This window comes from Pseudomonas sp. VD-NE ins, from assembly GCF_031882575.1.
GTDB lineage: Bacteria > Pseudomonadota > Gammaproteobacteria > Pseudomonadales > Pseudomonadaceae > Aquipseudomonas > Aquipseudomonas fluorescens_BZ.
Window position 1 is genome coordinate 1320765 of record NZ_CP134772.1, and the last position, 24770, is coordinate 1345534.

General features: G+C 58.5%; 19 protein-coding genes and 1 pseudogene. 18 read left to right on the top strand and 2 right to left on the bottom strand.

The features are described 5' to 3' along the window. Positions 1-21: 21 nt before the first annotated feature. Positions 22-2724, bottom strand: a complete 2703-nt coding sequence (locus tag RMV17_RS05615; RefSeq protein ID WP_123594889.1) for a [protein-PII] uridylyltransferase — start codon at positions 2722-2724, stop codon at positions 22-24. A 41-nt stretch (positions 2725-2765) separates the two neighbouring features. Beyond that, a complete protein-coding gene (gene map / locus RMV17_RS05620; RefSeq protein ID WP_016985097.1) occupies positions 2766-3548 on the bottom strand; it encodes a type I methionyl aminopeptidase in 783 nt (260 codons plus the stop codon). A gap of 372 nt (positions 3549-3920) precedes the next feature. On the opposite strand from map, the pseudogene rpsB reads away from it, so the two are divergent. The 18 genes and pseudogenes from rpsB (at position 3921) to tilS (ending at position 24682) form a co-directional block, all read left to right on the top strand. Next, positions 3921-4657: pseudogene (rpsB, locus tag RMV17_RS05625) on the top strand (30S ribosomal protein S2). A 190-nt stretch (positions 4658-4847) separates the two neighbouring features. After that, positions 4848-5711, top strand: a complete 864-nt coding sequence (tsf, locus tag RMV17_RS05630; protein WP_034156334.1) for a translation elongation factor Ts — start codon at positions 4848-4850, stop codon at positions 5709-5711. 209 nt (positions 5712-5920) lie between these two features. Beyond that, the gene (gene pyrH, locus RMV17_RS05635) at positions 5921-6664 is read left to right on the top strand and encodes a UMP kinase (protein ID WP_003222124.1); all 744 of its coding nucleotides are present in this window, start codon (positions 5921-5923) and stop codon (positions 6662-6664) included. Beyond that, positions 6661-7218, top strand: a complete 558-nt coding sequence (gene frr / locus RMV17_RS05640; protein ID WP_034156333.1) for a ribosome recycling factor — start codon at positions 6661-6663, stop codon at positions 7216-7218. Before pyrH ends, frr begins: the two co-directional genes overlap by 4 nt. A gap of 14 nt (positions 7219-7232) precedes the next feature. After that, positions 7233-7988 (top strand): polyprenyl diphosphate synthase, encoded by a 756-nt coding sequence (uppS, locus tag RMV17_RS05645; RefSeq protein WP_034156332.1) that lies wholly within the window; start codon positions 7233-7235, stop codon positions 7986-7988. Then, the gene (locus tag RMV17_RS05650; RefSeq protein ID WP_034156331.1) at positions 7988-8794 is read left to right on the top strand and encodes a phosphatidate cytidylyltransferase; all 807 of its coding nucleotides are present in this window, start codon (positions 7988-7990) and stop codon (positions 8792-8794) included. The genes uppS and RMV17_RS05650 overlap by 1 nt, the downstream gene beginning before the upstream one ends. Continuing rightward, positions 8791-9981 (top strand): 1-deoxy-D-xylulose-5-phosphate reductoisomerase, encoded by a 1191-nt coding sequence (gene ispC, locus RMV17_RS05655; protein WP_034156330.1) that lies wholly within the window; start codon positions 8791-8793, stop codon positions 9979-9981. The genes RMV17_RS05650 and ispC overlap by 4 nt, the downstream gene beginning before the upstream one ends. A gap of 54 nt (positions 9982-10035) precedes the next feature. Then, the gene (gene rseP, locus RMV17_RS05660) at positions 10036-11388 is read left to right on the top strand and encodes a sigma E protease regulator RseP (protein WP_034156329.1); all 1353 of its coding nucleotides are present in this window, start codon (positions 10036-10038) and stop codon (positions 11386-11388) included. Positions 11389-11462: 74 nt separating this feature from the next. Beyond that, positions 11463-13838 (top strand): outer membrane protein assembly factor BamA, encoded by a 2376-nt coding sequence (gene bamA, locus RMV17_RS05665; RefSeq protein ID WP_034156328.1) that lies wholly within the window; start codon positions 11463-11465, stop codon positions 13836-13838. A gap of 45 nt (positions 13839-13883) precedes the next feature. Then, positions 13884-14387, top strand: coding sequence for an OmpH family outer membrane protein (locus RMV17_RS05670; protein ID WP_007908849.1), 504 nt, complete (start codon positions 13884-13886; stop codon positions 14385-14387). A 3-nt stretch (positions 14388-14390) separates the two neighbouring features. Beyond that, on the top strand, positions 14391-15446 hold the full coding sequence (lpxD, locus tag RMV17_RS05675; protein WP_311885982.1) for a UDP-3-O-(3-hydroxymyristoyl)glucosamine N-acyltransferase: 1056 nt from the start codon (positions 14391-14393) through the stop codon (positions 15444-15446). Between the two features lie 106 nt (positions 15447-15552). Then, positions 15553-15993 (top strand): 3-hydroxyacyl-ACP dehydratase FabZ, encoded by a 441-nt coding sequence (gene fabZ / locus RMV17_RS05680; protein WP_016771469.1) that lies wholly within the window; start codon positions 15553-15555, stop codon positions 15991-15993. Next, on the top strand, positions 15990-16766 hold the full coding sequence (gene lpxA, locus RMV17_RS05685) for an acyl-ACP--UDP-N-acetylglucosamine O-acyltransferase (RefSeq protein WP_034156326.1): 777 nt from the start codon (positions 15990-15992) through the stop codon (positions 16764-16766). Before fabZ ends, lpxA begins: the two co-directional genes overlap by 4 nt. A gap of 2 nt (positions 16767-16768) precedes the next feature. After that, entirely contained in the window at positions 16769-17899 is a 1131-nt protein-coding gene (lpxB, locus tag RMV17_RS05690) for a lipid-A-disaccharide synthase (RefSeq protein ID WP_311885983.1), read from the top strand. Between the two features lie 11 nt (positions 17900-17910). After that, positions 17911-18537 carry a ribonuclease HII gene (gene rnhB / locus RMV17_RS05695; protein WP_007908845.1) on the top strand — a complete coding sequence of 209 codons (627 nt, stop codon included), beginning with the start codon at positions 17911-17913 and terminating at the stop codon, positions 18535-18537. A gap of 76 nt (positions 18538-18613) precedes the next feature. Beyond that, entirely contained in the window at positions 18614-22135 is a 3522-nt protein-coding gene (dnaE, locus tag RMV17_RS05700; protein WP_311885984.1) for a DNA polymerase III subunit alpha, read from the top strand. Positions 22136-22274: 139 nt separating this feature from the next. After that, entirely contained in the window at positions 22275-23222 is a 948-nt protein-coding gene (locus RMV17_RS05705; RefSeq protein ID WP_038357918.1) for an acetyl-CoA carboxylase carboxyltransferase subunit alpha, read from the top strand. 131 nt (positions 23223-23353) lie between these two features. Next, positions 23354-24682 carry a tRNA lysidine(34) synthetase TilS gene (gene tilS, locus RMV17_RS05710; protein ID WP_311885985.1) on the top strand — a complete coding sequence of 443 codons (1329 nt, stop codon included), beginning with the start codon at positions 23354-23356 and terminating at the stop codon, positions 24680-24682. Positions 24683-24770 lie beyond the last annotated feature (88 nt).

Below are 24770 nucleotides of genomic sequence, written 5' to 3' on the forward strand. Positions count from 1 at the left end.
CCATTTGAATCCGGGGCGCCATCAAATACTGATGCGCGACAGTTTGATATCGGGTTCCTGATTGACGCTCAGTTGCTCAACGATCGCATCCTGCAAACGGCTGCACAGCAACGGGTCGGACAGCGGTTGGTTGTGCGCGTCGGTGATGAAGAACACGTCTTCCACCCGCTCGCCGAGTGTCGCGATCTTGGCGTTCTGCAGCGACAGGTCGAACTCGAGGAAAATCCCGCCGATCCGCGCCAGCAGTCCCGGGCGATCAGGAGCGGTCAATTCCAGCACCGTTACCGGACGCTGCGCGTCGTTGTGAATCGTCACCTGCGGCGCAAAGGCGAAATGCTTGAGCTGGCGCGGCACGCGGCGCTGGATGATCGTCGGGTAGTCGTCCGGGTTGCGCAGGGCTTCGGTCAGGCCTTCGCGGATCTGCTTGACCCGCGCCGGGTTGTCGCCGATGGACTCGCCTTCGTTGTCGAGCACGATGTAGGTGTCGAGGGTGAACTGGCTGCTTGAGGTGATAACCCGGGCGTCATGAATGTTCAGGTTGAGCTGGTCCATCGCCGCCACGGTCACCGCGAAGAAATCATGCTGGTCCGGTGCATAAATGAAGATCTGCGTGCCACCCTCGAACTCGCGCTGGGTGGTTTCCTTGATCAGCACCAACGGCCCGCCATCGACCGGTTGCTGCAGGATCGCATCGCTGTGCCAGGCCACGTCGCCGGCGGTGTGGCGCAGGAAATAGTCATCGCCCAATTGCGCCCATAGCTGCTCGACATCGTCCGGGTCGGTGCCACCGCGCACCAGAATATCCAGCGCGGCGCTTTGGGTCTGGCGGATCTGCTCTTCGCGATCCACGGGGTTTTCCAAGCCCCGGCGCAAGGCGCGTTTGGTCTCGGTGTAGAGCTGGCGCAACAGGCTGGCGCGCCATGAATTCCACAGCGTCGGGTTGGTCGCGTTGATATCGGCCACGGTCAGTACATAGAGGTAGTCGAGACGGGTTTCATCGCCGACAGCCAGGGCGAAATCGTGAATCACTTGCGGGTCGGACAAGTCCTTGCGCTGCGCGGTGGTCGACATCACCAGATGGTTCTGCACCAGCCAGACGATCAGGCGACTGTCCCACACCGGCAACTGATGGCGCTGGCAGAACGCCTCGGCATCGACCGCGCCGATCTCCGAGTGATCGCCATGCCGGCCTTTGCCGATGTCGTGGTACAGGCCGGCCATGTAGATCAGTTCAGGTTTGGGCAGCTTGGCCATGAGCTTGGCGGCCAGCGGGAATTTCTCCGAGACCTGGGTGTACTGCAATTTGCGCAGGTGCTTGATCAGGTTCAGCGTGTGCGCATCGACCGTATAAATGTGGAACAGGTCGTGCTGCATCTGTCCGACGATAAAACCGAACTCCGGCAAATAGCGCCCGAGAATGCCGTAACGGTTCATCCGGCGCAGGTTGCGGTGGATGCCGATCTTGCACTTGAACAGCTCGATGAACAGGCTGGTGTTACGAATATCGTTGCGGAAGTTGTCGTCGATCAGGTGACGGTGCTCGCGCAGCAGACGAATGGTGTCAGCGCGCACGCCTTTGATTTCCGGCTGCTGAGCCATCAGCACGAAGATTTCGAGCATGGCGAATGGCGTGCGGCGGAACACATTGTCGTTGCGTGCTTCGATATAGCCGTCGTGAAGCTGGAAGCGCGAGTTGATCGGCTGCGGCGGCGCTTCGTCTTCCGGCGCGAGGATGACTTCCTCGAAGTGCTGGATGATCAAGTCGCTGAGTTGGGCAATGCTCATCACCACGCGGAAATACTGCTGCATGAAGTTTTCGACGGCCTGTTTGGCGTCGTCACCTTCAAATCCGAGCAGCCCGGCGATTGTGCGCTGATGATCGAACAGCAAGCGGTCTTCGGAGCGACCGGCGAGCATGTGCAGGGCGTAGCGCACTTTCCAGAGGAATTCCTGGGATGAGGCGAGCAACGCGTTTTCACTCTCGACCAGGAAACCCTCGCCAGCGAGGGCGCGCAGGTTAAGAGTGCCGTACTGACGTCGGGCCACCCACAGAATTGTCTGGATATCGCGCAGGCCGCCGGGCGAGCCTTTGACGTTGGGTTCCAGGTTGTATTCGGTGTCGTTGTATTTGTGGTGGCGTGCCTTTTGTTCGGCGCGCTTGGCCAGGAAGAACTCCTTGGCCGGCCACATGTGTGCGGTGCTGGTCACGTCGAGCATGCGCTGGCGCAGGCGCTCGGGACCGCAAATGGTGCGGCTTTCCATCAGATTGGTGACGACCGTCAGGTCGGCGCGGGCTTCTTCGGCACATTCATCGACCGAGCGTACACTCTGACCGACTTCCAGGCCGATGTCCCACAGCAGCGTCAGAAAACGCTCGATGGAATCGCGGAAAACTTCGTGGTCGGCGCTGTCCAGCAGGATCAGCAAATCAATGTCGGAATACGGATGCAGCTCACCGCGACCGTAGCCGCCGACGGCGACCAGCGCGATGTCGGCGTCTTCGCTCCAGTTGAACTGCTCCCAGGCCTTTTGCAGGATGTTGTCGACGAACCAGGCACGGTCTTCGATCAGGCGGCGAATGTCGCGACCCTGGCGAAAACGCGTGTCGAGCACCTCGCGAGCCTGGCGGATCGCCTTCTTGAACGCCGCGATAGGACTCGCTTTCAGGGCCAGTTCAGCCTGGAACTGGCCGCGGTCGAAGAGTTCGGGATCCACCTGCGGCATCGTTTGGCTTTCCTTCTATAAGGCTGGGAGCGTTGTCTGGATCAGGCCGAGATGCGCGGGATGGTGTCGTCAGCGCGCAGGGTGAAGATCTCGTAGCCGGTGTCGGTCACCAGCAGGGTGTGTTCCCACTGCGCCGACAGCTTGCGGTCCTTGGTGATCGCGGTCCAGCCGTCACCCAGTACTTTGGTGTCGGCCTTGCCCTGGTTGATCATCGGTTCGATGGTGAAGGTCATGCCGGCCTTCAGTTCCATGCCGGTACCGGCGCGGCCGTAGTGGAGGATCTGCGGCTCTTCGTGGAAGACCTTGCCGATGCCGTGACCGCAGAACTCGCGAACCACCGAGAAACCGTTCTTTTCCGCGTGCTTCTGGATCACTTCGCCGATGTCGCCGAGGCGGCAGCCGGGTTTGACGATCTCGATCGCCTTGTACATGCATTCCTGGGTGATCTGCGACAGGCGCTCGGCCCAGACCGGCACTTCGCCGACATGGAACATGCGGCTGGTGTCGCCGTGGTAGCCGTCTTTGATCACGGTGACGTCGATGTTCAGGGTGTCGCCGTTTTTCAGCGGCTTGTCATTCGGAATGCCATGGCACACCACGTGGTTGATCGAGGTGCAGATCGACTTCGGGTAGCCCTTGTAGTTGAGCGGGGCAGGGATGGCTTGCTGCACATTGACGATGTAGTCGTGGCAGATCTGGTTCAGCTCATCGGTGGTGACGCCCGGTTTGACATGTTCGGCAATCATTTCCAGCACATCGGCGGCCAGTTTGCCGGCGACACGCATGCCAGCGATGTCCTCGGGAGTTTTGAGGTTGACGGTCATACAGGCTCTCTCTGCGCTCGGCGGCGCTTGCTGATACGAATAGGGTGGCGAGTGTCGATTGGCGACCCTGAAAAACGCGATTCTAACAGACGCACGGCGCAATTCAGCGCCCGCGTGCAACGCTTCTCTCTATACAATGGTGCGTTCGGGGCCGATTCCAAGGGGGCTGCGCCCATGTCCTTGGTGCGAATACAGATTCCGGGTTCCGTTTCTGCGCACCCTGTGGTATAAAATGCGCCGCTTTCCGGGGATACCCCGAAAAGCTCAAATCCACACACGTGTCGACACGATGACCTGGGTGCTTTTGGCTTTATGCCACTGGTTGGTCATTGGGATACGTGGAGGCCAAACCCGACTTATTAAGGAACTATCATGTCCCAAGTCAATATGCGCGATATGCTGAAGGCCGGTGTGCACTTCGGTCACCAAACCCGTTACTGGAATCCGAAAATGGGTAAGTACATTTTCGGCGCGCGTAACAAGATTCACATCATCAACCTTGAAAAAACCCTGCCAATGTTCAACGAAGCTCTGACTTTCGTAGAGCGTCTGGCCCAGGGCAAAAACAAGATTCTGTTCGTCGGCACCAAGCGTTCCGCTGGCAAGATCGTTGCTGAAGAAGCAGCACGTTGCGGTTCGCCGTACGTCGATCACCGCTGGTTGGGCGGCATGCTGACCAACTTCAAAACCATTCGTGCTTCCATCAAGCGTCTGCGTGACCTTGAAGTTCAAGCCGAAGACGGTACTTTCGCCAAGCTGACCAAGAAAGAAGCGCTGATGCGCTCCCGTGATCTTGAGAAGCTGGATCGTTCGCTGGGCGGCATCAAGGACATGGGCGGTCTGCCAGACGCACTGTTCGTGATCGACGTTGACCACGAGCGCATCGCGATCACCGAAGCCAACAAGCTGGGCATCCCGGTAATCGGCGTTGTCGACACAACAGCAGCCCGGAAGGCGTTGACTACATCATCCCAGGCAACGATGACGCAATCCGCGCTATCCAGCTGTACATGGGTTCGATGGCTGACGCAGTGATCCGTGGTCGCAACAATGTTGCTGGCGGCACTGTAGAATTCGCAGCTGAAGAAACTCAGGCTGCAGCTGAGTAATTAACGCCCTGGCGTTGACTCAGTAAGCAAAAAGGGGGCTTGGCCCCCTTTTTGCCACCTCGAAAACCATTTGTCGGCGCCCACGGCACTGTTTGTAATGTGCGGCAGCTAACAAGGGTGGTTCGGGAAGAATTGAACGCCCGTTCGATCGGGTGGAATGGTTGAAAACCTATCCAAGAGGAATTTGAAAATGGCAGCAATTACTGCAGCGTTGGTTAAAGAACTGCGCGAGCGTACCGGCGAAGGCATGATGGACTGCAAGAAAGCCCTGGAAAAGGCTGACGGCGACATCGAAAAAGCCATTGATGACATGCGTGCTTCGGGCGCGATCAAGGCTGCGAAGAAGGCTGGCAACGTTGCCGCTGAAGGCGCAATCGCAATCAAGGACGACGGTAAGGCTGCCGTTATCCTGGAAGTGAACTCGCAGACCGACTTCCTGGCTCTGCAAGACGACTTCAAAAACTTCGTTGCTGCCAGCGTTGAAAAAGCTTTCGCTGACAAGCTGACCGACGCTGCTCCACTGATCGCTTCGCAAGAAGCCGCTCGTGAAGCACTGGTTGCCAAAGTAGGCGAGAACGTCAACATCCGTCGTCTGACCCGTATCGAAGGTGACGTTGTAGGTTCGTACCTGCACGGCAACAAGATCGGTGTGGTTGTGGCTCTGAAAGGCGGTGACGTCGAGCTGGCCAAAGACATCGCAATGCACGTAGCGGCAAGCAATCCTGAATTCCTGCTGCCATCGGAAGTTTCGGCTGAAGCTATCGAGCGCGAAAAAGCTGTGTTCCTGCAGCTGAACGAAGAAAAAATCAAAGGCAAGCCAGAAAACATTGTTGAAAATATGGTCAAAGGCCGTATCAGCAAGTTCCTGGCTGAAGCGAGCCTGGTTGAGCAGGCGTTCGTCAAGAACCCTGAAATCAAGGTTGGCGAACTGGCCAAGAAAGCCGGTGCTGAAATCGTTTCCTTCACTTACTACAAAGTAGGCGAAGGCATCGAGAAGCCGGTCGACAACTTCGCTGAAGAAGTTGCTGCCCAGCTGGCTGCCGCCAAGCAATAAGACGGTTTTTTAACTGTCGCCGAAAGAGGCTGCCCGCTAACGCGCGCAGCCTCTTTTCAGATGGGGTTGCCAATTTTTAATTGGTTTCCACTTGGAACTGACTTACAAAGCCATGTTCCGATGGCGCTGAAGCAGCGCCAAGCTAGAGTGAACGCCAGCTGTAAACAGCTCGCAAAGAATTTTTAAATACGCCGCAGGAGAGATTCGCAATGGCTCAGCAGGGCAGTGGTTATCAGGCTCGCTATAAACGCATTCTACTCAAGCTTAGCGGCGAGGCCCTGATGGGCTCGGAAGAGTTCGGGATCGATCCAAAAGTGCTGGATCGGATGGCGCTGGAAGTCGGCCAACTGGTTGGCATCGGCGTACAGGTCGGTCTGGTGATCGGCGGTGGCAACCTGTTCCGTGGCGAAGCCCTGAGCAAAGCCGGTATGGATCGGGTCACAGGCGACCACATGGGCATGCTGGCCACTGTGATGAACGCCCTGGCCATGCGCGATGCGCTGGAACGTGCCAATATCTCGGCCATCGTGATGTCGGCCATTTCCATGGTTGGCGTGACCGATCACTATGATCGCCGCAAAGCCATGCGTCACCTGAACTCCAAAGACGTCGTGATCTTCGCAGCCGGTACCGGTAATCCGTTCTTCACCACGGATTCCGCCGCCTGCCTGCGCGCAATCGAAATCGATGCCGACGTCGTACTGAAAGCGACCAAGGTTGATGGCGTCTATACCGCAGACCCGTTCAAAGACCCGCATGCCGAGAAGTTCGATCATCTGACTTATGATGAAGTGCTGGATCGCAAGCTGGGCGTGATGGATCTGACCGCTATTTGCCTGTGCCGCGACCACAAGATGCCGCTGCGCGTATTCAACATGAACAAGCCCGGTGCCCTGCTGAACATCGTCCATGGCGGCGCTGAAGGCACCCTGATCGAGGAAGGTCAACAATGATCAACGAAATCAAAAAAGACGCTCAAGAGCGCATGCAGAAATCCCTGGACTCTCTGACCCATGCTTTCGGTCAGATTCGTACCGGCAAGGCTCACCCAAGCATTCTGGGTAGCGTGATGGTGCCGTACTACGGCGCAGACACCTCCATCACTCAGGTAGCCAACATCACCGTAAAGGACTCGCGCACCCTGCAAGTCGTTGCGTTCGAGCGCAACATGCTCGCCGCAGTCGACAAGGCAATCCAGAGCGCTGGCCTGAACCTCAATCCGACCAACCTGGGCGAATTGCTGTTGATCTCCATGCCTGCCCTGACTGAAGAAACCCGCAAGGGCTTCACCAAGCAGGCGCGCAGTGCCGCCGAAGACGCTCGTGTTGCCGTGCGCAACATTCGCCGTGACGCCTTGGGCGAGCTGAAGAAGCTGGTCAAGGACAAAGAAATCAGCGAAGACGAAGAGCGTCGCGCTGCTGCCGATATTCAAAAGATCACCGACAAGGCTGAAGCTGATATCGACGCGGCTACCAAGCAAAAAGAAGCGGATCTGATGGCCGTATAAGGGTCGAGTTTTTAATGGACAAGACCAAGCAGACTGCGCCGTCCGCGGTGCCGCGCCATGTCGCGATCATCATGGATGGTAACAATCGCTGGGCGAAAAAACGCTTTATGCCGGGTGTCGCCGGGCATAAAGCGGGCGTGGATGCTGTGCGGGCCGTGATCGAGGTGTGTGCTGAGGCGAAGGTTGAAGTACTGACCCTGTTCGCCTTTTCCAGTGAAAACTGGCAGCGCCCGGCCGATGAAGTCAGTGCCTTGATGGATCTGTTTTTCAAGGCGTTGCGTCGTGAGGCCAAGCGCCTCAACGACAACAACATCAGCCTGCGCATCATTGGCGATCGTTCGCGCTTTCATCCGGAGCTTCAGGCAGCAATGCGTGAAGCCGAAGCGATGACGGCGGGCTCCAACCGCTTCATTCTGCAGATCGCCGCCAATTACGGCGGTCAGTGGGATATTGCACAGGCTGCGCAGCGTCTGGCGCGTGAAGTCCAGGCCGGGCATCTGCGTCCGGAAGACATCACCCCGGATCTGCTGCAAACCTGTCTGGCGACCGGCGATCTGCCATTGCCCGACCTGTGCATCCGTACCGGTGGCGAGCACCGCATCAGCAACTTCCTGCTGTGGCAACTGGCTTACGCCGAGTTGTACTTCTCCGACCTGTTCTGGCCGGACTTCAAACACGATGCCATGCGCAATGCGCTGGCCGATTTCGCTTCGCGCCAGCGTCGCTTCGGTAAAACGAGCGAACAGGTCGAAGCTGGAGCCCGGGTTTAATGCTTAAACAACGAATCATCACTGCACTGATCCTGCTGCCGATTGCCTTGTGCGGGTTTTTCCTGCTGGAAGGCTCCGGTTTCGCCTTGTTTATCGGTCTGGTCGTGACTTTGGGGGCCTGGGAATGGGCGCGTCTGGCAGGCTTCACCGGGCAAGCGTTCCGCGTGGGTTTTGCCGCGGTGGTCGCGTTCATGCTGTTTATCATGTACATCCTGCCCGGGCTTGCCCCATGGGTGCTGGGTGCTTCGGTGTTGTGGTGGGCAGTGGCAACCTGGCTGGTGCTGACCTATCCGCACTCCAGCATGCATTGGTCCAGCGCCGCGACCAAACTGGTCATCGGCCTGTTGATTCTGCTGCCTGCCTGGCAAGGTCTGGTGCAGATCAAGCAGTATCCGTTGGGAAACTGGCTGATCATGGCCGTGATGGTGCTGGTCTGGGGTGCCGATATCGGCGCTTACTTTTCCGGTCGCAAGTTCGGCAAGCGCAAACTGGCCCCGCAAGTCAGCCCGGGTAAAAGCTGGGAAGGCGTGTACGGTGGTCTGGCGCTGAGTCTGCTGATCACCGCGATTGTCGGTCTGGTGCGTGACTGGACTGTCGCCGAGCTGCTTAAAGGTCTGATTGGCGCTGCGCTGATCGTGTTCATTTCCGTTGTTGGTGACCTGACCGAAAGCATGTTCAAGCGTCAGTCCGGTATCAAGGACAGCAGTAATCTGCTGCCTGGGCATGGTGGTGTACTCGATCGAATCGACAGTCTGACAGCGGCAATTCCGGTGTTCGCCGTGCTGCTGTGGATGGCAGCACCGTGAGTTGCCCACAACAGATTACCGTTCTGGGTGCGACGGGTTCGATCGGTCTGAGCACGCTGGATGTCATTGCTCGTCATCCTGAGCGTTATCAGGTTTATGCGCTGAGCGGTTTCACGCGTTTGGCTGAGCTTTTCGCCTTGTGCGTGCGCCACGTGCCGAAATTTGCGGTGGTGCCAGAAGCCGCCGCTGCGCGCGGCTTGCAGGACGACTTGCGTGCCGCCGGTTTGCCGACCCGCGTACTGGTGGGGGAGGAGGGGCTGTGTCAGGTCGCTGCTGCTCCGGAAGTCGATGCGGTGATGGCGGCGATCGTCGGTGCGGCAGGTCTGCGCCCGACCCTGGCGGCCGTCGAGGCCGGCAAGAAGATTCTCCTGGCCAATAAAGAAGCGCTGGTGATGTCCGGCGCCTTGTTCATGCAGGCCGTGCGCAAGAGCGGTTCGGTGTTACTGCCGATCGACAGCGAACACAACGCCATTTTCCAGTGCATGCCACAGGATTTCGCTCGTGGATTGAGCGCGGTGGGTGTCCGTCGGATTTTACTCACAGCCTCTGGCGGCCCGTTCCGACAGACGCCGATGAGTGAGTTGGTGCATGTTTCACCTGATCAGGCGTGTGCGCACCCGAACTGGTCCATGGGGCGCAAGATTTCCGTCGATTCGGCCAGCATGATGAACAAGGGTCTTGAGTTGATCGAGGCCTGTTGGTTGTTTGATGCAAAGCCGTCGCAAGTCGAGGTAGTGATTCACCCACAGAGCGTGATTCACTCGCTGGTCGATTATGTCGACGGCTCGGTACTGGCGCAGTTGGGCAATCCCGACATGCGTACGCCGATCGCCAATGCCCTGGCCTGGCCGGAACGCATTGATTCAGGTGTGGCACCGCTGGATCTGTTCGCCATCGCGCGTCTGGACTTCGAGGCGCCGGATGAACAACGCTTCCCTTGCCTGCGTCTGGCGCGGCAAGCGGCCGAGGCGGGCGACAGTGCTCCGGCGATGCTTAATGCGGCCAACGAAGTGGCGGTGGCAGCGTTTCTCGACGGACGGGTTCGTTACCTGGAAATCGCGAGTATCATCGAGGAGGTCTTGAGCCTCGAACCGGTCGTTGCGCTGGGAGATCTCGAAGCCGTGTTTACGGCAGACGCCAAGGCGCGAGTTCTGGCCGAACAGTGGTTGAAGCGTCACGATCGTTAGAATTTGCAACACAATGGCTACACGCGGCACTGAACAGGTTTGCGGAGAAAGTAGATGAGCGCGCTCTATATGATTGCCGGCACCCTGATCGCCTTGGGTGTGCTGGTCACCTTTCACGAATTCGGCCATTTCTGGGTCGCGCGTCGTTGTGGCGTCAAGGTCCTGCGTTTCTCCGTAGGCTTTGGCATGCCGCTGCTGCGTTGGCATGACAAGCAGGGCACCGAGTTTGTCGTCGCGGCGATACCGTTGGGCGGTTACGTCAAGATGCTCGACGAGCGCGAAGGCGAAGTGCCGGTCGATCAGCTTGATCAGTCGTTCAATCGCAAATCCGTGCGTCAGCGTATCGCCATTGTTGCCGCCGGCCCCATTGCCAACTTCCTGTTGGCGTTGGTGTTCTTCTGGGTGTTGGCCATGCTCGGCAGCGAGCAGATTCGCCCGGTCATCGGTGCGGTTGAATCCGGCAGCATCGCCGCCAGTGCTGGTTTGAGCGCTGGCCAGGAAATTGTTGCTGTCGATGGGGAGCCGACTACCGGTTGGGCTGCCGTCAATCTGCAATTGGTCCGGCGCCTTGGTGAAAGCGGTTCTCTGCAGTTGCAAGTGCGCGAACAGGGCACGACTGTCGATTCGCCGCGTGAGTTGAAGCTGGACAACTGGCTCAAAGGCGCTGATGAGCCGGATCCGATTCGCTCTCTGGGTATCCGTCCTTGGCGCCCGGCTCTGCCGCCGGTGCTGGCCGAACTTGATCCAAAAGGCCCGGCCCAGGCAGCCGGCCTGAAAACCGGTGATCGCCTGTTGGCACTCGACGGTCAGGCGCTGAATGACTGGCAGCAGGTGGTCGACACCGTTCGTACGCGTCCTGATACCAAAATCATGCTGCGCATCGAGCGCGACAGTGCTCAAATCGACGTCCCTGTGACTCTGGCAGCGCGCGGTGAGAGCAAATCGCCAAGCGGATATCTGGGGGCAGGAGTGAAAGCTGTCGACTGGCCGCCGGAGATGATTCGCGAGGTCAGTTACGGGCCGTTGGCTGCAATTGGCGAGGGTGCCCGTCGCACTTGGACCATGAGCATTCTGACGCTCGATTCACTGAAGAAAATGCTGTTCGGCGAGCTCTCGGTAAAAAACTTGAGTGGACCGATAACCATTGCTAAAGTGGCGGGCGCTTCTGCCCAGTCGGGCGTCGCTGATTTCCTGAATTTCCTTGCTTATCTGAGTATTAGCCTGGGGGTTCTGAATTTGCTGCCCATTCCTGTACTGGATGGGGGGCATTTGTTGTTTTATCTGATCGAGTGGGCGCGTGGTCGTCCCTTGTCGGATCGGGTGCAAGGTTGGGGGATACAGATCGGTATCAGTTTGGTGGTCGGGGTGATGTTGCTTGCTCTGGTCAACGATCTGGGTCGACTGTAACGCTTCGCTGAATTGCGAATCTGCCGCATTTTGCGGCAGTTTGTTTATTGCCAGTTGGAATAAGAAAGGACTTCATGAAACGTCTGCTGCTAACTGCGGTTCTCACCGTATTGATGATCGCCGAAGTTCACGCCGAGTCCTTCACTATCTCTGATATTCGCGTCAATGGCCTCCAGCGGGTCTCCGCGGGTAGCGTCTTTGGTGCCTTGCCGTTGAACGTCGGTGAGCAGGCGGATGATCGTCGCCTGGTGGAATCCACTCGTGCGTTGTTCAAAACCGGTTTCTTTCAAGATATCCAGCTGGGCCGCGAAGGCAACGTTCTGGTCATCACGGTCGTTGAACGCCCGTCGGTCGCCAGTATCGAGATCGAAGGCAACAAGGCGATCTCCACTGAAGACTTGATGAAAGGTCTCAAACAATCCGGTCTGGCCGAAGGCGAGATCTTCCAGCGCGCCACCCTTGAGGGTGTGCGTAACGAACTGCAACGCCAGTACGTCGCGCAAGGTCGCTACTCGGCTACGGTCGATACCGAAGTGGTCTCGCAACCGCGTAACCGCGTTGGTCTGAAAGTGAAGATCAACGAAGGCACCGTTGCCGCCATTCAGCACATCAACGTGGTGGGCAACACGGTTTTCCCTGAGGAAGACCTGACCGACCTGTTCGAACTGAAAACCACCAACTGGCTGTCGTTCTTCAAGAACGATGACAAGTACGCCCGTGAAAAGCTTTCCGGTGACCTCGAGCGCCTGCGTTCCTATTACCTGGACCGTGGCTATATCAACATGGATATCGCTTCGACCCAGGTGTCCATCACCCCGGACAAGAAGCACGTCTACATCACTGTCAACGTCACCGAAGGCGAGAAGTACACCGTTCGTGACGTCAAACTCAGCGGTGACCTGAAAGTCCCTGAAGATCAGGTCAAGTCCTTGCTGCTGGTGCAGAAAGGTCAGGTGTTCTCGCGCAAGCTGATGACCACTACGTCCGAGCTGATCACCCGTCGTCTGGGTAACGAGGGTTACACCTTCGCCAACGTCAACGGCGTACCGCAGCCGCACGATGATGACCACACCGTGGACATCCTGTTCGCTGTTGATCCGGGCAAGCGTGCCTACGTCAATCGCATCAACTTCCGTGGCAACACCAAGTCCGAAGACGAAGTGCTGCGTCGTGAAATGCGTCAGATGGAAGGCGGCTGGGCTTCGACCTACCTGATCGACCAATCGAAAACCCGTCTCGAGCGTCTCGGCTTCTTCAAGGAAGTCAACGTTGAAACCCCGGCTGTGCCAGGTGTCGACGACCAGGTGGACGTGAACTACAGCGTTGAAGAACAGGCTTCCGGTTCGATTACCGCCAGTGTCGGTTTCGCCCAGAGCGCCGGTCTGATTCTCGGTGGTTCGATCACCCAGAACAACTTCCTCGGTACCGGTAACCGCGTCAGCATCGGCCTGACTCGCAGCGAATACCAGAGCCGCTACAACTTCGGCTACGTTGACCCGTACTGGACCGCAGATGGCGTGAGCCTGGGTTACAACGCGTTCTATCGCACCACTGACTACAAAGACCTCGACGTCGACGTAGCGAGCTATGCGGTAGACAGCCTGGGTGCCGGCGTAAACGTTGGCTACCCGATCAGCGAAACTTCGCGTCTGACCTTTGGCCTGTCGGTTCAGCAGGACGAGATCAAGACCGGTACCTACACTGTTGACGAGATTTTCGACTTCGTAAACAAAGAAGGCGACAAATACCTGAACTTCAAGGCGTCGGCCGGCTGGTCCGAATCGACCCTGAACAAAGGCGTGCTGCCGACCCGTGGCCGTTCCCAGAGCCTGACCCTGGAAACCACCGTGCCGGGCAGCGATCTGTCGTTCTATAAACTTGATTACCGTGGTCAGCTGTTCCAGCCGATCAGCGAGAACTACACCCTGCGTCTGCACACCGAATTGGGTTATGGCGACGGTTACGGTTCTACAGACGGCTTGCCGTTCTATGAAAACTACTATGCTGGTGGTTTCAACTCGGTTCGTGGCTTCAAGGACAGCACCCTCGGCCCGCGCAGTACGCCGAGCCGTGGTACCAACCCGGGCACGCTGGCTGACCCGGACCAGGACCCACTGCCGTTCGGTGGTAACGTCCTGATCCAGGGTGGTGTCGAGGTTCTGTTCCCGCTGCCATTCGTGAAAGACCAGCGCTCCCTGCGTACTTCGGTATTCTGGGATGTGGGTAACGTATTTGACTCGCAGTGCAAGGACACTACCAATGCGAACGGCTCGTCGTCGAACACCAAGTGCAACGACATCAGCCTGAGCAACATGGCCAGTTCCGTGGGTGTCGGCGTGACCTGGGTCACCGCACTGGGTCCTCTGAGCTTCGCGTTGGCCATGCCGGTCAAGAAGCCGGATGACGCTGATACTCAAGTGTTCCAATTCTCCCTCGGCCAGACGTTCTAAGCGTCTGACCCAAGATAACGACAATGGATTTTGTAGGAGTGCATCGTGCGTAAGTTGACTCAATTGGTTCTCCTGGCCTCCTTGATGGTGGCAGGCCCGGCATTTGCCGACATGAAAATTGCCGTTCTGAACTATCAGATGGCCTTGCTGGAATCCGACGCTGCGAAGAAGTACGCCGTGGATGCCGAGAAGAAGTTCGGTCCACAACTGACCAAGCTGAAAACGCTGGAAAGCAGCGCCAAGGGCATTCAGGACCGTCTGATGGCCGGTGGCGACAAAATGCAGCAAGGTGAACGTGAGCGTCTGGAGCTGGAATTCAAGCAAAAGGCCCGTGACTTCCAGTTCCAGTCCAAGGAGCTGAACGAAGCCAAAGCTGTTGCCGACCGCGAAATGCTCAAGCAACTGAAGCCGAAACTGGATAGCGCAGTGGAAGAAGTCATCAAGAAAGGTGGTTTTGACCTGGTGTTCGAGCGTGGCGCAGTGATCGATGTCAAACCGCAGTACGACATCACGCGCCAGGTAATCGAGCGCATGAATCAGCTGAAGTAACCCATGACCGTGACTATCAAGCTCGGCCAGTTGGCCGAGTTCCTCGGCGCCACCCTGCGTGGCGACCCTGAGAAGCAAATTACTGGGCTAGCCACTTTGCAAGAGGCTGGCCCAGCTCAGTTGAGCTTTCTGGCAAACCCACAATATCGCAAATTCCTGGCGGGCTCGCAGGCAGCAGCACTGTTGCTCAAAGAAGCCGATGCCGAAGGTTTTGCCGGTAATTCATTGGTGGTGCCTGATCCTTACCTGGCTTATGCGCGTATTTCCCACCTGTTCGATCCCAAGCCAAAAGCCTCTGCGGGTATCCATCCGTCAGCGGTGATTGCGCCTGACGCCGTGGTTGATTCAAGCGCCAGCATCGGCCCTTTTGTGGTGATCGAAGCCGGTGCGCGAATTGGTGCGCAGGTGACACTGGGTGCACATTGCGTTGTTGGTGCCCGCAGCGAAATCGGTGAAGGCGGCTGGCTCGCTCCGCGCGTGACGCTGTATCACGACGTGCGCATCGGCAAGCGAGTGGTGATTCAGTCCGGTGCCGTGCTCGGTGGTGAAGGCTTTGGCTTTGCCAACGAAAAAGGCATCTGGCAGAAGATCGCCCAGATCGGTGGCGTGACCATCGGCGACGATGTCGAGATTGGCGTGAATACCGCCATCGACCGCGGCGCTCTGGCCGATACCGTAATCGGTAATGGCGTGAAACTCGACAACCAGATCCAGATCGCCCACAACGTTCAGGTCGGTGATCACACCGCCATGGCGGCGTGCGTCGGGATCTCCGGAAGCACCAAAATCGGCAAGCACTGCATGCTCGCCGGCGGTGTCGGGCTGGTCGGCCACATTGATATTTGCGACAACGTTTTCCTGACCGGGATGACTATGGTGACTCACTCGATTACCGAGCCGGGTGCCTATTCTTCCGGCACAGCCATGCAACCAGCGGCCGAATGGCGCAAAAGCGCGGCCCGCATCCGTCAGCTCGATGACATCGCGCGACGTTTGAAACAGCTGGAAAAGCGCGTAGGGGAAGTGACCCCTGACGGCAATGCTTCATCAGATGGCTGATACCATTTCCATATCAAGTGTGCACAGCCGCTAGACTGCCTCCTTGATTTGCTAGAGGAGTGCGCGTCAGTCGCGCTCCCAATCTTTACATAGGCTTCCCCCCGAAATGATGGACATCAACGAGATTCGCGAATACCTGCCTCACCGTTACCCGTTCCTGCTGGTGGACCGGGTGGTGGAACTGGACACTGAAGGCAAGCGCATTCGCGCCTACAAGAATGTCAGCATCAATGAACCGTTCTTCAATGGTCACTTCCCGGCGCATCCAATCATGCCGGGCGTGCTGATCATCGAGGCGATGGCTCAGGCTGCCGGGATCCTCGGTTTTAAAATGCTTGATGTGAAGCCAGCCGACGGCACGCTTTACTACTTCGTCGGTTCCGACAAGCTGCGCTTCCGCCAGCCAGTCAAGCCGGGCGACCAGCTGATCCTCGAAGCGACCTTCATCAGCTGCAAGCGCAAGATCTGGAAATTCGAATGCCAGGCTTCGGTGGATGGCAAACCGGTCTGCTCGGCAGAGATCATCTGTGCGGAACAAAAAGTATGAGTTTGATTGACCCTCGCGCAATCATCGATCCGTCGGCCGTTCTGGCTGATGGCGTCGAGGTCGGCCCGTGGTCGATCATCGGCGCAGGTGTGGAAATCGGCGAGGGTACCGTGATCGGGCCGCATGTAATCCTCAAAGGCCCGACCCGCATCGGCAAGCACAATCGCATCTACCAGTTTTCCTCGGTAGGCGAAGACACGCCCGATCTGAAATACAAAGGCGAAGAAACCCGTCTGGTGATCGGTGACCACAACGTCATTCGTGAAGGCGTGACTATTCACCGTGGCACTGTGCAGGACCGTTCGGAAACCACGCTGGGGGATCACAACCTGATCATGGCCTACGCGCACATTGGTCACGACAGTGTCATCGGCAACAACTGCATCCTGGTCAACAACACTGCGTTGGCTGGCCATGTGCATGTAGATGACTGGGCGATCCTCTCCGGCTTCACCCTTGTTCACCAGTATTGCCACATTGGCGCCCACAGCTTTTCCGGCATGGGCACCGCTATCGGCAAGGACGTTCCGGCGTTCGTCACCGTATTCGGCAACCCTGCCGAAGCGCGCAGCATGAACTTCGAAGGCATGCGCCGTCGTGGTTTCAGCGAAGACGCCATTCACACCCTGCGTCGCGCCTATAAAACCGTATATCGCCAAGGCCTGACGGTTGAGCAGGCACTGGCTGAGCTGGCCGAACCCGCTGCGCAGTTCCCGGAAGTCGCGATATTCCGTGACTCCATTCAATCGTCGACTCGCGGCATCACTCGCTGATCATGGCCAATCTGCGTATTGCGCTGGTGGCAGGTGAAGCTTCCGGTGACATTCTCGGCGCCGGTCTCATGCGCGCCCTCAAGGCACAGCATCCGGCGGTCGAATTCATCGGCGTCGGCGGCCCGTTGATGCAGGCCGAAGGCCTGACCTCCTACTTTCCGATGGAGCGTTTGTCGGTCATGGGCCTGGTGGAAGTGCTCGGGCGCCTGCGCGAGTTGCTCAAGCGCCGCAAGGACCTGATCGCCACGCTGATCGCCGAGAAACCGGACGTGTTCATCGGTATCGACGCCCCGGACTTCAACCTCAATATTGAACTCAAGTTGCGTCAGGCCGGGATCAAGACCGTGCATTACGTCAGCCCGTCGGTGTGGGCGTGGCGGCAGAAGCGTGTGCTGAAGATCCGCGAAGGCTGCGACCTGATGTTGACGCTGCTGCCGTTCGAAGCAAAGTTCTACGAAGAAAAAGGCGTACCGGTACGGTTCGTCGGTCACACGCTGGCCGATACCATTCCGCTGGAAGCTGATCGCGCTGCGGCGCGTGCCGAACTGGGCCTGCCCGACGGTCCGCTGGTGGCGTTGATGCCCGGCAGCCGTGGTGGCGAAGTGTCCCGCCTCGGCGCGCTGTTCCTCGATACTGCCGAACGTCTGCGTGCGATGCGCCCGGGTTTGCGCTTTGTCATCCCGTGCGCCAATGCCGAACGCCGCGCGCAGCTTGAAGAGCTGCTCGCTGGCCGCGATCTGCCGGTGACCTTGCTCGACGGCAAATCCCATCTGGCGCTGGCGGCGTGCAATGCGGTGTTGATCGCCTCCGGCACGGCCACATTGGAAGCGCTGCTGTACAAGCGGCCGATGGTGGTGGCGTACCGTTTGGCACCGCTGACGTTCTGGATTCTGAAACGCATGGTCAAGAGCCCGTACGTGTCCTTGCCGAACCTGCTGGCCCAGCGTCTGCTGGTCCCGGAATTGTTGCAGGATGATGCAACAGTCGAGGCGCTGGCACAGACCCTGTCGCCGTTGATCGAAGGCGGCGAAGAACAGACCCGCGGCTTCGACGAGATCCATCGCACATTGCGCCTGGATGCCTCCAATCAGGCGGCGGACGCCGTCCTCAACCTGATCGGTCAAACACGATGAGCAAGACAAGCATGCAGATGGGCCTGGATTTCACCCTGGTCGCCGAAGTCGAAGAATTGGTGGCCGGCGTCGATGAAGTCGGTCGAGGCCCGTTGTGTGGGGCGGTGGTGACGGCAGCGGTAATCCTCGATCCGAACCGACCGATTCTCGGCCTCAACGACTCGAAGAAGCTCACCGAAGCCAAGCGCGAAAAGCTCTACGACGAAATCATCGAGAAGTCCCTGAGCTGGTGCATCGCCCGCGCTGAAGTGGAAGAAATCGACGAGCTGAACATCCTCCACGCGACCATGTTGGCCATGCAGCGCGCGGTCGCCGGCCTGCACATTCAGCCGAAACTGGCGATGATCGACGGCAACCGCTGCCCGCAACTGCCGATGCGTGCCGAAGCCGTAGTGCAGGGCGACGGCAAGGTCCCAGCCATCGCTGCCGCATCGATTCTGGCCAAGGTCAGCCGCGACCGCGAAATGGCCGCCTTCGAATTGATCTACCCGGGTTATGGCATTGGTGGCCATAAAGGCTACCCGACGCCCGTTCATCTGGAAGCGTTGGTGCGTCTTGGCCCGACGCCGATTCACCGGCGCTCGTTTGCCCCGGTGCGTCAGGCTTATGAAGCGCTCGAAGGCCTGACACAGGTTTAGTCGCAAGGCTGATGTTTTGTTCGAGGCCCGGTACAATCCGGGCCTTGTTGTCTCTATGTAACTGGACAGGATCACTATGCCGGCTTCATTCGTTCATCTACGCCTGCACACTGAATACTCCCTGGTCGACGGGCTGGTGCGGATCAAGCCGCTGGTCAAGGCGCTGACGGCCATGAACATGCCGGCGGTCGCGGTCACCGACCAGAACAACATGTGTTCTCTGGTCAAATTCTATAAAAACACCATGGGCGCCGGCATCAAGCCGATTTGCGGCGCCGACCTGTGGCTGTCGAACAAAGACCCGGACGCTCCGCTGAGCCGGCTCAGCCTGTTGGTGATGAACGCCAAGGGCTATCGCAACCTCACCGAGCTGATCTCGCGCGGCTTCATCGAAGGCCAGCGCAACGGCATGATCATTGTCGAGCGCGAGTGGGTGGCGGAAGCCAACGAAGGCCTGATCATGCTGTCCGCCGCCAAAGAAGGCGAGATCGGCATGACCATGATCGGCGGCAACCCGGCCGAAGCCGAAGTGCTGGCGCGTGAATGGATGGCGGTGTTTCCGGATCGCTTCTATCTGGAAATCCAGCGCACCAACCGTCCCAACGATGAAGAGCAATTGCACGGTGCCGTCGCACTTGCCGACAAACTTGGCGCGCCGTTGGTGGCGACCAACGATGTGCGCTTCATCAAGCAGGAAGACTTCGCCGCCCACGAAACCCGCGTGTGCATCGGTGAGGGCCGTGCCCTCGACGATCCACGGCGCTCGAAGAATTACAGCGATCAGCAATACCTGAAAAGCGCCGAGGAAATGATCGAGCTGTTCAGCGATATTCCCGATGCGATTGAAAACACCGTCGAGATTGCCAAGCGCTGCAACATCGAAGTGAAGCTGGGCACGCACTTTTTGCCCAACTTCCCGATCCCCGATGGCATGACCATCGACGAGTATTTCCGCAAAGTCTCCTTCGACGGTCTCGAAGAGCGCCTGTCGGTGCTGCTGCCCAAGGACACCACCGAAGACTACGAAGCCAAGCGTCAGGTCTACGTCGACCGCTTGAATTTCGAGCTGGATATCATCATCCAGATGGGCTTCCCCGGTTACTTCCTGATCGTTATGGACTTTATCCAGTGGGCCAAGAACAACGGCGTACCGGTAGGTCCCGGCCGTGGGTCGGGTGCCGGTTCGTTGGTGGCCTACGTGCAGAAGATCACCGACCTCGACCCGCTGGAATACGACCTGCTGTTCGAACGTTTCCTTAACCCGGAACGGGTCTCGATGCCCGACTTCGACGTCGACTTCTGCATGGACGGTCGCGACCGGGTGATCGACTACGTGGCCGAGAAATACGGCCGCAACGCGGTAAGCCAGATCATCACGTTCGGTTCCATGGCCGCCAAGGCTGTGGTGCGCGACGTGGCGCGGGTACAGGGCAAGTCCTATGGCCTGGCGGATCGTCTGTCGAAGATGATTCCGTTCGAAGTCGGCATGACCCTGGAAAAAGCCTACGAGCAGGAAGAAATCCTCCGTGACTTTATCAAGGTCGATGAAGAGGCTGCGGAAATCTGGGAGATGGCGCGCAAGCTTGAAGGCGTCGTGCGTAACGTCGGTAAACACGCCGGTGGTGTGGTCATCGCGCCGACCAAGCTGACCGACTTCTCGCCGATCTATTGCGACGAGGCCGGCGACGGTCTGGTAACCCAGTTCGACAAGGACGACGTTGAAGCGGCTGGTCTGGTGAAGTTCGACTTCCTCGGTCTGCGGACCCTGACGATCATCGACTGGGCGCTGAAAACCATCAACCGTGATCGCGCCAAGGTCAACGAGCCGCCGCTGGATATCGCGTTTATCCCGCTGGACGACAAACCGACGTACTCGTTGTTGCAGAAAGCTGAAACCACAGCAGTGTTCCAGCTTGAATCCCGCGGTATGAAAGAGCTGATCAAAAAGCTCAAGCCCGACTGCCTGGAAGACTTGATCGCACTGGTGGCCCTGTTCCGTCCGGGCCCGCTGCAGTCCGGCATGGTGGACGACTTCATCAACCGTAAGCACGGTCGCGCCGAACTGGCGTACCCGCACTCGGATTACCAATACGAAGGCCTCAAGCCAGTATTGGCACCGACTTACGGCATCATCCTGTATCAGGAACAGGTGATGCAGATTGCTCAGGTCATGGCCGGTTACACCCTCGGCGGTGCGGACATGCTCCGTCGGGCGATGGGTAAGAAAAAACCCGAGGAAATGGCCAAGCAGCGCGGCGGTTTCATTGAAGGTTGCGCGACCAACAATATCGACGCCGACCTTGCCGGTAACATTTTCGACCTGGTAGAAAAGTTCGCCGGTTACGGCTTCAACAAATCTCACTCCGCCGCCTACGGCCTGGTGTCGTATCAGACGGCCTGGCTGAAAGCTCACTACCCGGCGCCATTCATGGCTGCGGTACTGTCGGCGGATATGCACAACACCGACAAGGTCGTGACCTTGATCGAGGAAGTGCGCACGATGAAGCTGCGCCTCGACGCGCCGGACGTGAACACTTCGGAGTTCAAGTTTACGGTGAACGACGACGGCCGCATCGTCTACGGCCTCGGCGCGATCAAAGGCGTTGGTGAGGGTCCGGTCGAGGCGATTACCGAAGCGCGTCAGGAAGGTCCGTTCAAGGATCTGTTCGACTTCTGCGCGCGGGTCGACCTCAAGCGCATCAACAAACGTACCCTCGACGGTTTGATCCGCAGCGGTGCACTGGATCGTCTGGGGCCGTACTTCCACGACGAACAAAAAGCCTATCAGGCCAACATCGACCGTAACCGTGCTGTGCTGTTGGCGGCGATGGAAGAGGCGATCAAAGCGGCCGAACAAACCGCGCGGACCCACGACAGCGGCCACGCCGACCTGTTTGGCGGGCTGTTTGTCGAGGAAGACGCCGACGTTTATGCGTCCCATCGCAAGGCCAAGGAGCTGACCCTCAAGGAACGCCTCAAGGGTGAAAAAGACACCCTGGGCCTGTACCTGACGGGTCACCCGATCGACGAGTACGAAGGCGAGATCCGCCGTTTCGCCCGTCAGCGCATCATTGATCTGAAACCGGCCCGGGATACGCAAACCGTGGCGGGGATGATCATTGCCCTGCGCGTGATGAAGAACAAAAAGGGCGACAAGATGGGTTTCATCACCCTCGACGACCGCTCCGGGCGGATCGAGGCGTCGCTGTTTGCCGACGCGTTTCACTCTGCGCAGTCGCTGCTGCAGACCGATGCGATGGTGGTGGTTGAAGGCGAAGTCAGCAACGACGACTTCTCCGGCGGCCTGCGCCTGCGCGTCAAACGGGTGATGAGCATGGAAGATGCGCGCACCAACCTCGCCGAGAGCCTGCGCCTGAAGCTGCAAACCCAGGACCTGAAAGGTGATCAGCTACGCTGGTTGGGTGATTTGCTCAAGCGGCATCGCGGCGCGTGCCCGATCACCATGGAGTACACCAGCCCGGATGCGAAGACCTTGCTGCAGTTTGGCGAGACATGGCGGATCGACCCGGCGGATGCCTTGATTCAGGCTCTGCGTGACCAGTTCGGGCGAGACAACGTCTTCCTCCAATACCGTTGACCGGCAAGTGCCATCATGGCGCTTGCCCGCAACCTGAATTTTTAATCTCGACCTCAGCGCGCCTCTCCCTTAAGGTAGGGCGCGAATAGACAACCGGCCGGCCCAAGCTCATTTGGGACACGACCCAAGACGGACGCCTATGAACCCGAATTTTCTAGATTTCGAACAGCCGATCGCCGACCTGCAAGCCAAGATCGAAGAGTTGCGCTTGGTCGGTAATGACAATTCGCTGAATATCGGCGATGAGATCTCCCGCCTGCAGGACAAGAGCAAAACGCTGACCGAAGACATCTTCGGCAAGCTGACCAGCTGGCAGATCGCACGCCTGGCGCGTCACCCGAAACGCCCGTACACCCTCGACTACATCGAGCACATCTTCACCGAGTTCGACGAACTGCACGGCGACCGTCACTTCTCTGACGACGCGGCGATCGTTGGCGGTATCGCCCGTCTGGAAGATCAGCCGGTGATGATCATCGGTCACCAGAAAGGCCGTGAAGTCCGCGAGAAGGTACGCCGCAACTTCGGCATGCCGCGTCCGGAAGGCTACCGCAAGGCTTGCCGTCTGATGGAAATGGCCGAGCGTTTCAAAATGCCGATCCTGACCTTCATCGACACCCCGGGTGCCTATCCTGGTATCGACGCTGAAGAGCGTAACCAGAGTGAAGCGATTGCCTGGAACCTGCGTGTGATGTCGCGTCTGAAGACCCCGATCATCGCCACCGTTATCGGTGAGGGTGGTTCCGGCGGTGCACTGGCCATCGGTGTCTGCGATCAGCTGAACATGCTGCAATACTCGACCTACGCGGTGATCTCGCCGGAAGGTTGCGCTTCGATTCTGTGGAAAACCGCGGAAAAAGCGCCGGATGCTGCTGAGGCGATGGGCATTACCGCCGAGCGTCTGAAAGGTCTGGGCATCGTCGACAAGGTGATTGGCGAGCCTCTGGGCGGCGCACACCGTGATCCGGCTGCCGCAGCGGCGTCGATCCGTGCCGAGCTGAGCTCGCAACTGGCGATGCTGAAGAAGTTCGATAACGAAGCGCTGTTGAAGCGCCGCTATGATCGACTGATGAGCTACGGTCTCTAAGTCGAGCGCAATACCCATGTGGGAGCGAGCCTGCTCGCGAAAGCGGTATAACAGTCGACAAACGTGTTGAATGTTAAACCGCTTTCGCGAGCAGGCTCGCTCCCACATTTGTTTGGGGCAGAGAGAAACATATGGGCCAGTCCATGATTGATTTGCCTTCCCGGTTATTACTGAGCCTTGAGCCTTGGCGCAACGCCACTCATTGGCGTATTGCATTCTCCGGTGGTCTCGACTCCACTGTTCTGCTGCATCTGCTCGCCTATCTCGCAAAATCCGAATCCCTCCCTCCACTCAGCGCTATTCATGTTCACCACGGCCTCCAGGTTGCGGCTGATGCGTGGCCACAACACTGCCAGTCTGTCTGTGATGCGCTGGGGGTGCCGTTGCTGATTGAGCGGGTGAAGGTGCAACCGGGTGCCAGTCTGGAGCGGGCGGCCCGGGATGCGCGGTACGCCGTGTTCAGTTCGCTGACGCAAGCCAATGATGTGTTGCTGACCGGTCAACATCGCGATGATCAAGCGGAAACGCTGTTGTTCCGGCTGCTGCGCGGTGCGGGTGTGCGCGGATTATCCGCGATGCCGGGACAGCGTCCGGTGGGGCAGGGGATGCTGATTCGTCCATTGCTCGATGTTTCCCGGGCCGAACTCGAAGCGTATGCGCAAGCTCATCAATTGAGCTGGATTGAAGATCCGTCGAATCAGGATCGGCAGTTCTCGCGCAATTACTTGCGGCATCAGGTCATGCCGTCGCTGAGTGAGCGCTGGCCGCAAGCGCAGGCAAGCATGGCTCGCAGTGCCGCGCATCTGCGTGAAGCCCAAGGGTTGCTGGATGAGCTGGCGCAGATCGATCTGACGCAAGCTGCTACCGCTCATGATTTCGAATGGCTGGGATTACCCTCTCTGGAGTTGGCGCCGCTGGCGGCGTTGTCTGCCGCCCGCCAGCGAAACGCCCTCAGCCACTGGCTGGAACCACTGACCCGACTACCCGACACCGACCATTGGTCGGGTTGGTCGGATCTGTGCGATGCCGCTCCTGATGCGTCACCGATCTGGCGTCTGGCCGATGGCGAGTTGCACCGCAGTGCCGGTCGTCTGTGGTGGCTCAGTGGTCACTGGCTACGCACGCCGATGATCGACGTCGAGTGGCAGACCCCGGCGGCAGCGCTACGCTTGGCCGATAACGGATGTGTCATGTTCAGCGGGAAGACTCCCGCCGGGCCTTTGCAGATTCGCTATCGGCAGGGCGGGGAAGTCATGCATCTGGCGGATCGCGGTCACCGTGATCTCAAGCGCCTGCTCAATGAGCGCGCAGTGCCGGGGTTCGTGCGTGGCAGATTGCCGCTGCTGTTTCGCGGCGATGAATTGCTCGCGGTGGCGAACCTGCCGGGACTTGATGGCTCTGTGCAGGACGGCTGGAAATTGCATTGGCTGCCAACAGACGAAGATCAAGGTTTGAGCTGAAAGGAGCATTCCGGTAGACTACGCTCCCTTCTTGATACAACTTCTGTGGATTCGCCTGAATTGCAGGAGTTGCCGATTACCAAGCAGT

Excerpts from the sequence above, each read along its gene's own strand:
- RMV17_RS05615 (WP_123594889.1), bottom strand. The coding sequence starts at position 2,724 with ATGCCGCAGGTGGATCCCGAACTCTTCGACCGCGGCCAGTTCCAGGCT.
- map (WP_016985097.1), bottom strand. The coding sequence starts at position 3,548 with ATGACCGTCAACCTCAAAACTCCCGAGGACATCGCTGGCATGCGTGTC.
- tsf (WP_034156334.1), top strand. The coding sequence starts at position 4,848 with ATGGCAGCAATTACTGCAGCGTTGGTTAAAGAACTGCGCGAGCGTACC.
- pyrH (WP_003222124.1), top strand. The coding sequence starts at position 5,921 with ATGGCTCAGCAGGGCAGTGGTTATCAGGCTCGCTATAAACGCATTCTA.
- frr (WP_034156333.1), top strand. The coding sequence starts at position 6,661 with ATGATCAACGAAATCAAAAAAGACGCTCAAGAGCGCATGCAGAAATCC.
- uppS (WP_034156332.1), top strand. The coding sequence starts at position 7,233 with ATGGACAAGACCAAGCAGACTGCGCCGTCCGCGGTGCCGCGCCATGTC.
- RMV17_RS05650 (WP_034156331.1), top strand. The coding sequence starts at position 7,988 with ATGCTTAAACAACGAATCATCACTGCACTGATCCTGCTGCCGATTGCC.
- rseP (WP_034156329.1), top strand. The coding sequence starts at position 10,036 with ATGAGCGCGCTCTATATGATTGCCGGCACCCTGATCGCCTTGGGTGTG.
- bamA (WP_034156328.1), top strand. The coding sequence starts at position 11,463 with ATGAAACGTCTGCTGCTAACTGCGGTTCTCACCGTATTGATGATCGCC.
- lpxD (WP_311885982.1), top strand. The coding sequence starts at position 14,391 with ATGACCGTGACTATCAAGCTCGGCCAGTTGGCCGAGTTCCTCGGCGCC.
- fabZ (WP_016771469.1), top strand. The coding sequence starts at position 15,553 with ATGATGGACATCAACGAGATTCGCGAATACCTGCCTCACCGTTACCCG.
- lpxA (WP_034156326.1), top strand. The coding sequence starts at position 15,990 with ATGAGTTTGATTGACCCTCGCGCAATCATCGATCCGTCGGCCGTTCTG.
- lpxB (WP_311885983.1), top strand. The coding sequence starts at position 16,769 with ATGGCCAATCTGCGTATTGCGCTGGTGGCAGGTGAAGCTTCCGGTGAC.
- rnhB (WP_007908845.1), top strand. The coding sequence starts at position 17,911 with ATGCAGATGGGCCTGGATTTCACCCTGGTCGCCGAAGTCGAAGAATTG.
- dnaE (WP_311885984.1), top strand. The coding sequence starts at position 18,614 with ATGCCGGCTTCATTCGTTCATCTACGCCTGCACACTGAATACTCCCTG.
- RMV17_RS05705 (WP_038357918.1), top strand. The coding sequence starts at position 22,275 with ATGAACCCGAATTTTCTAGATTTCGAACAGCCGATCGCCGACCTGCAA.
- tilS (WP_311885985.1), top strand. The coding sequence starts at position 23,354 with ATGGGCCAGTCCATGATTGATTTGCCTTCCCGGTTATTACTGAGCCTT.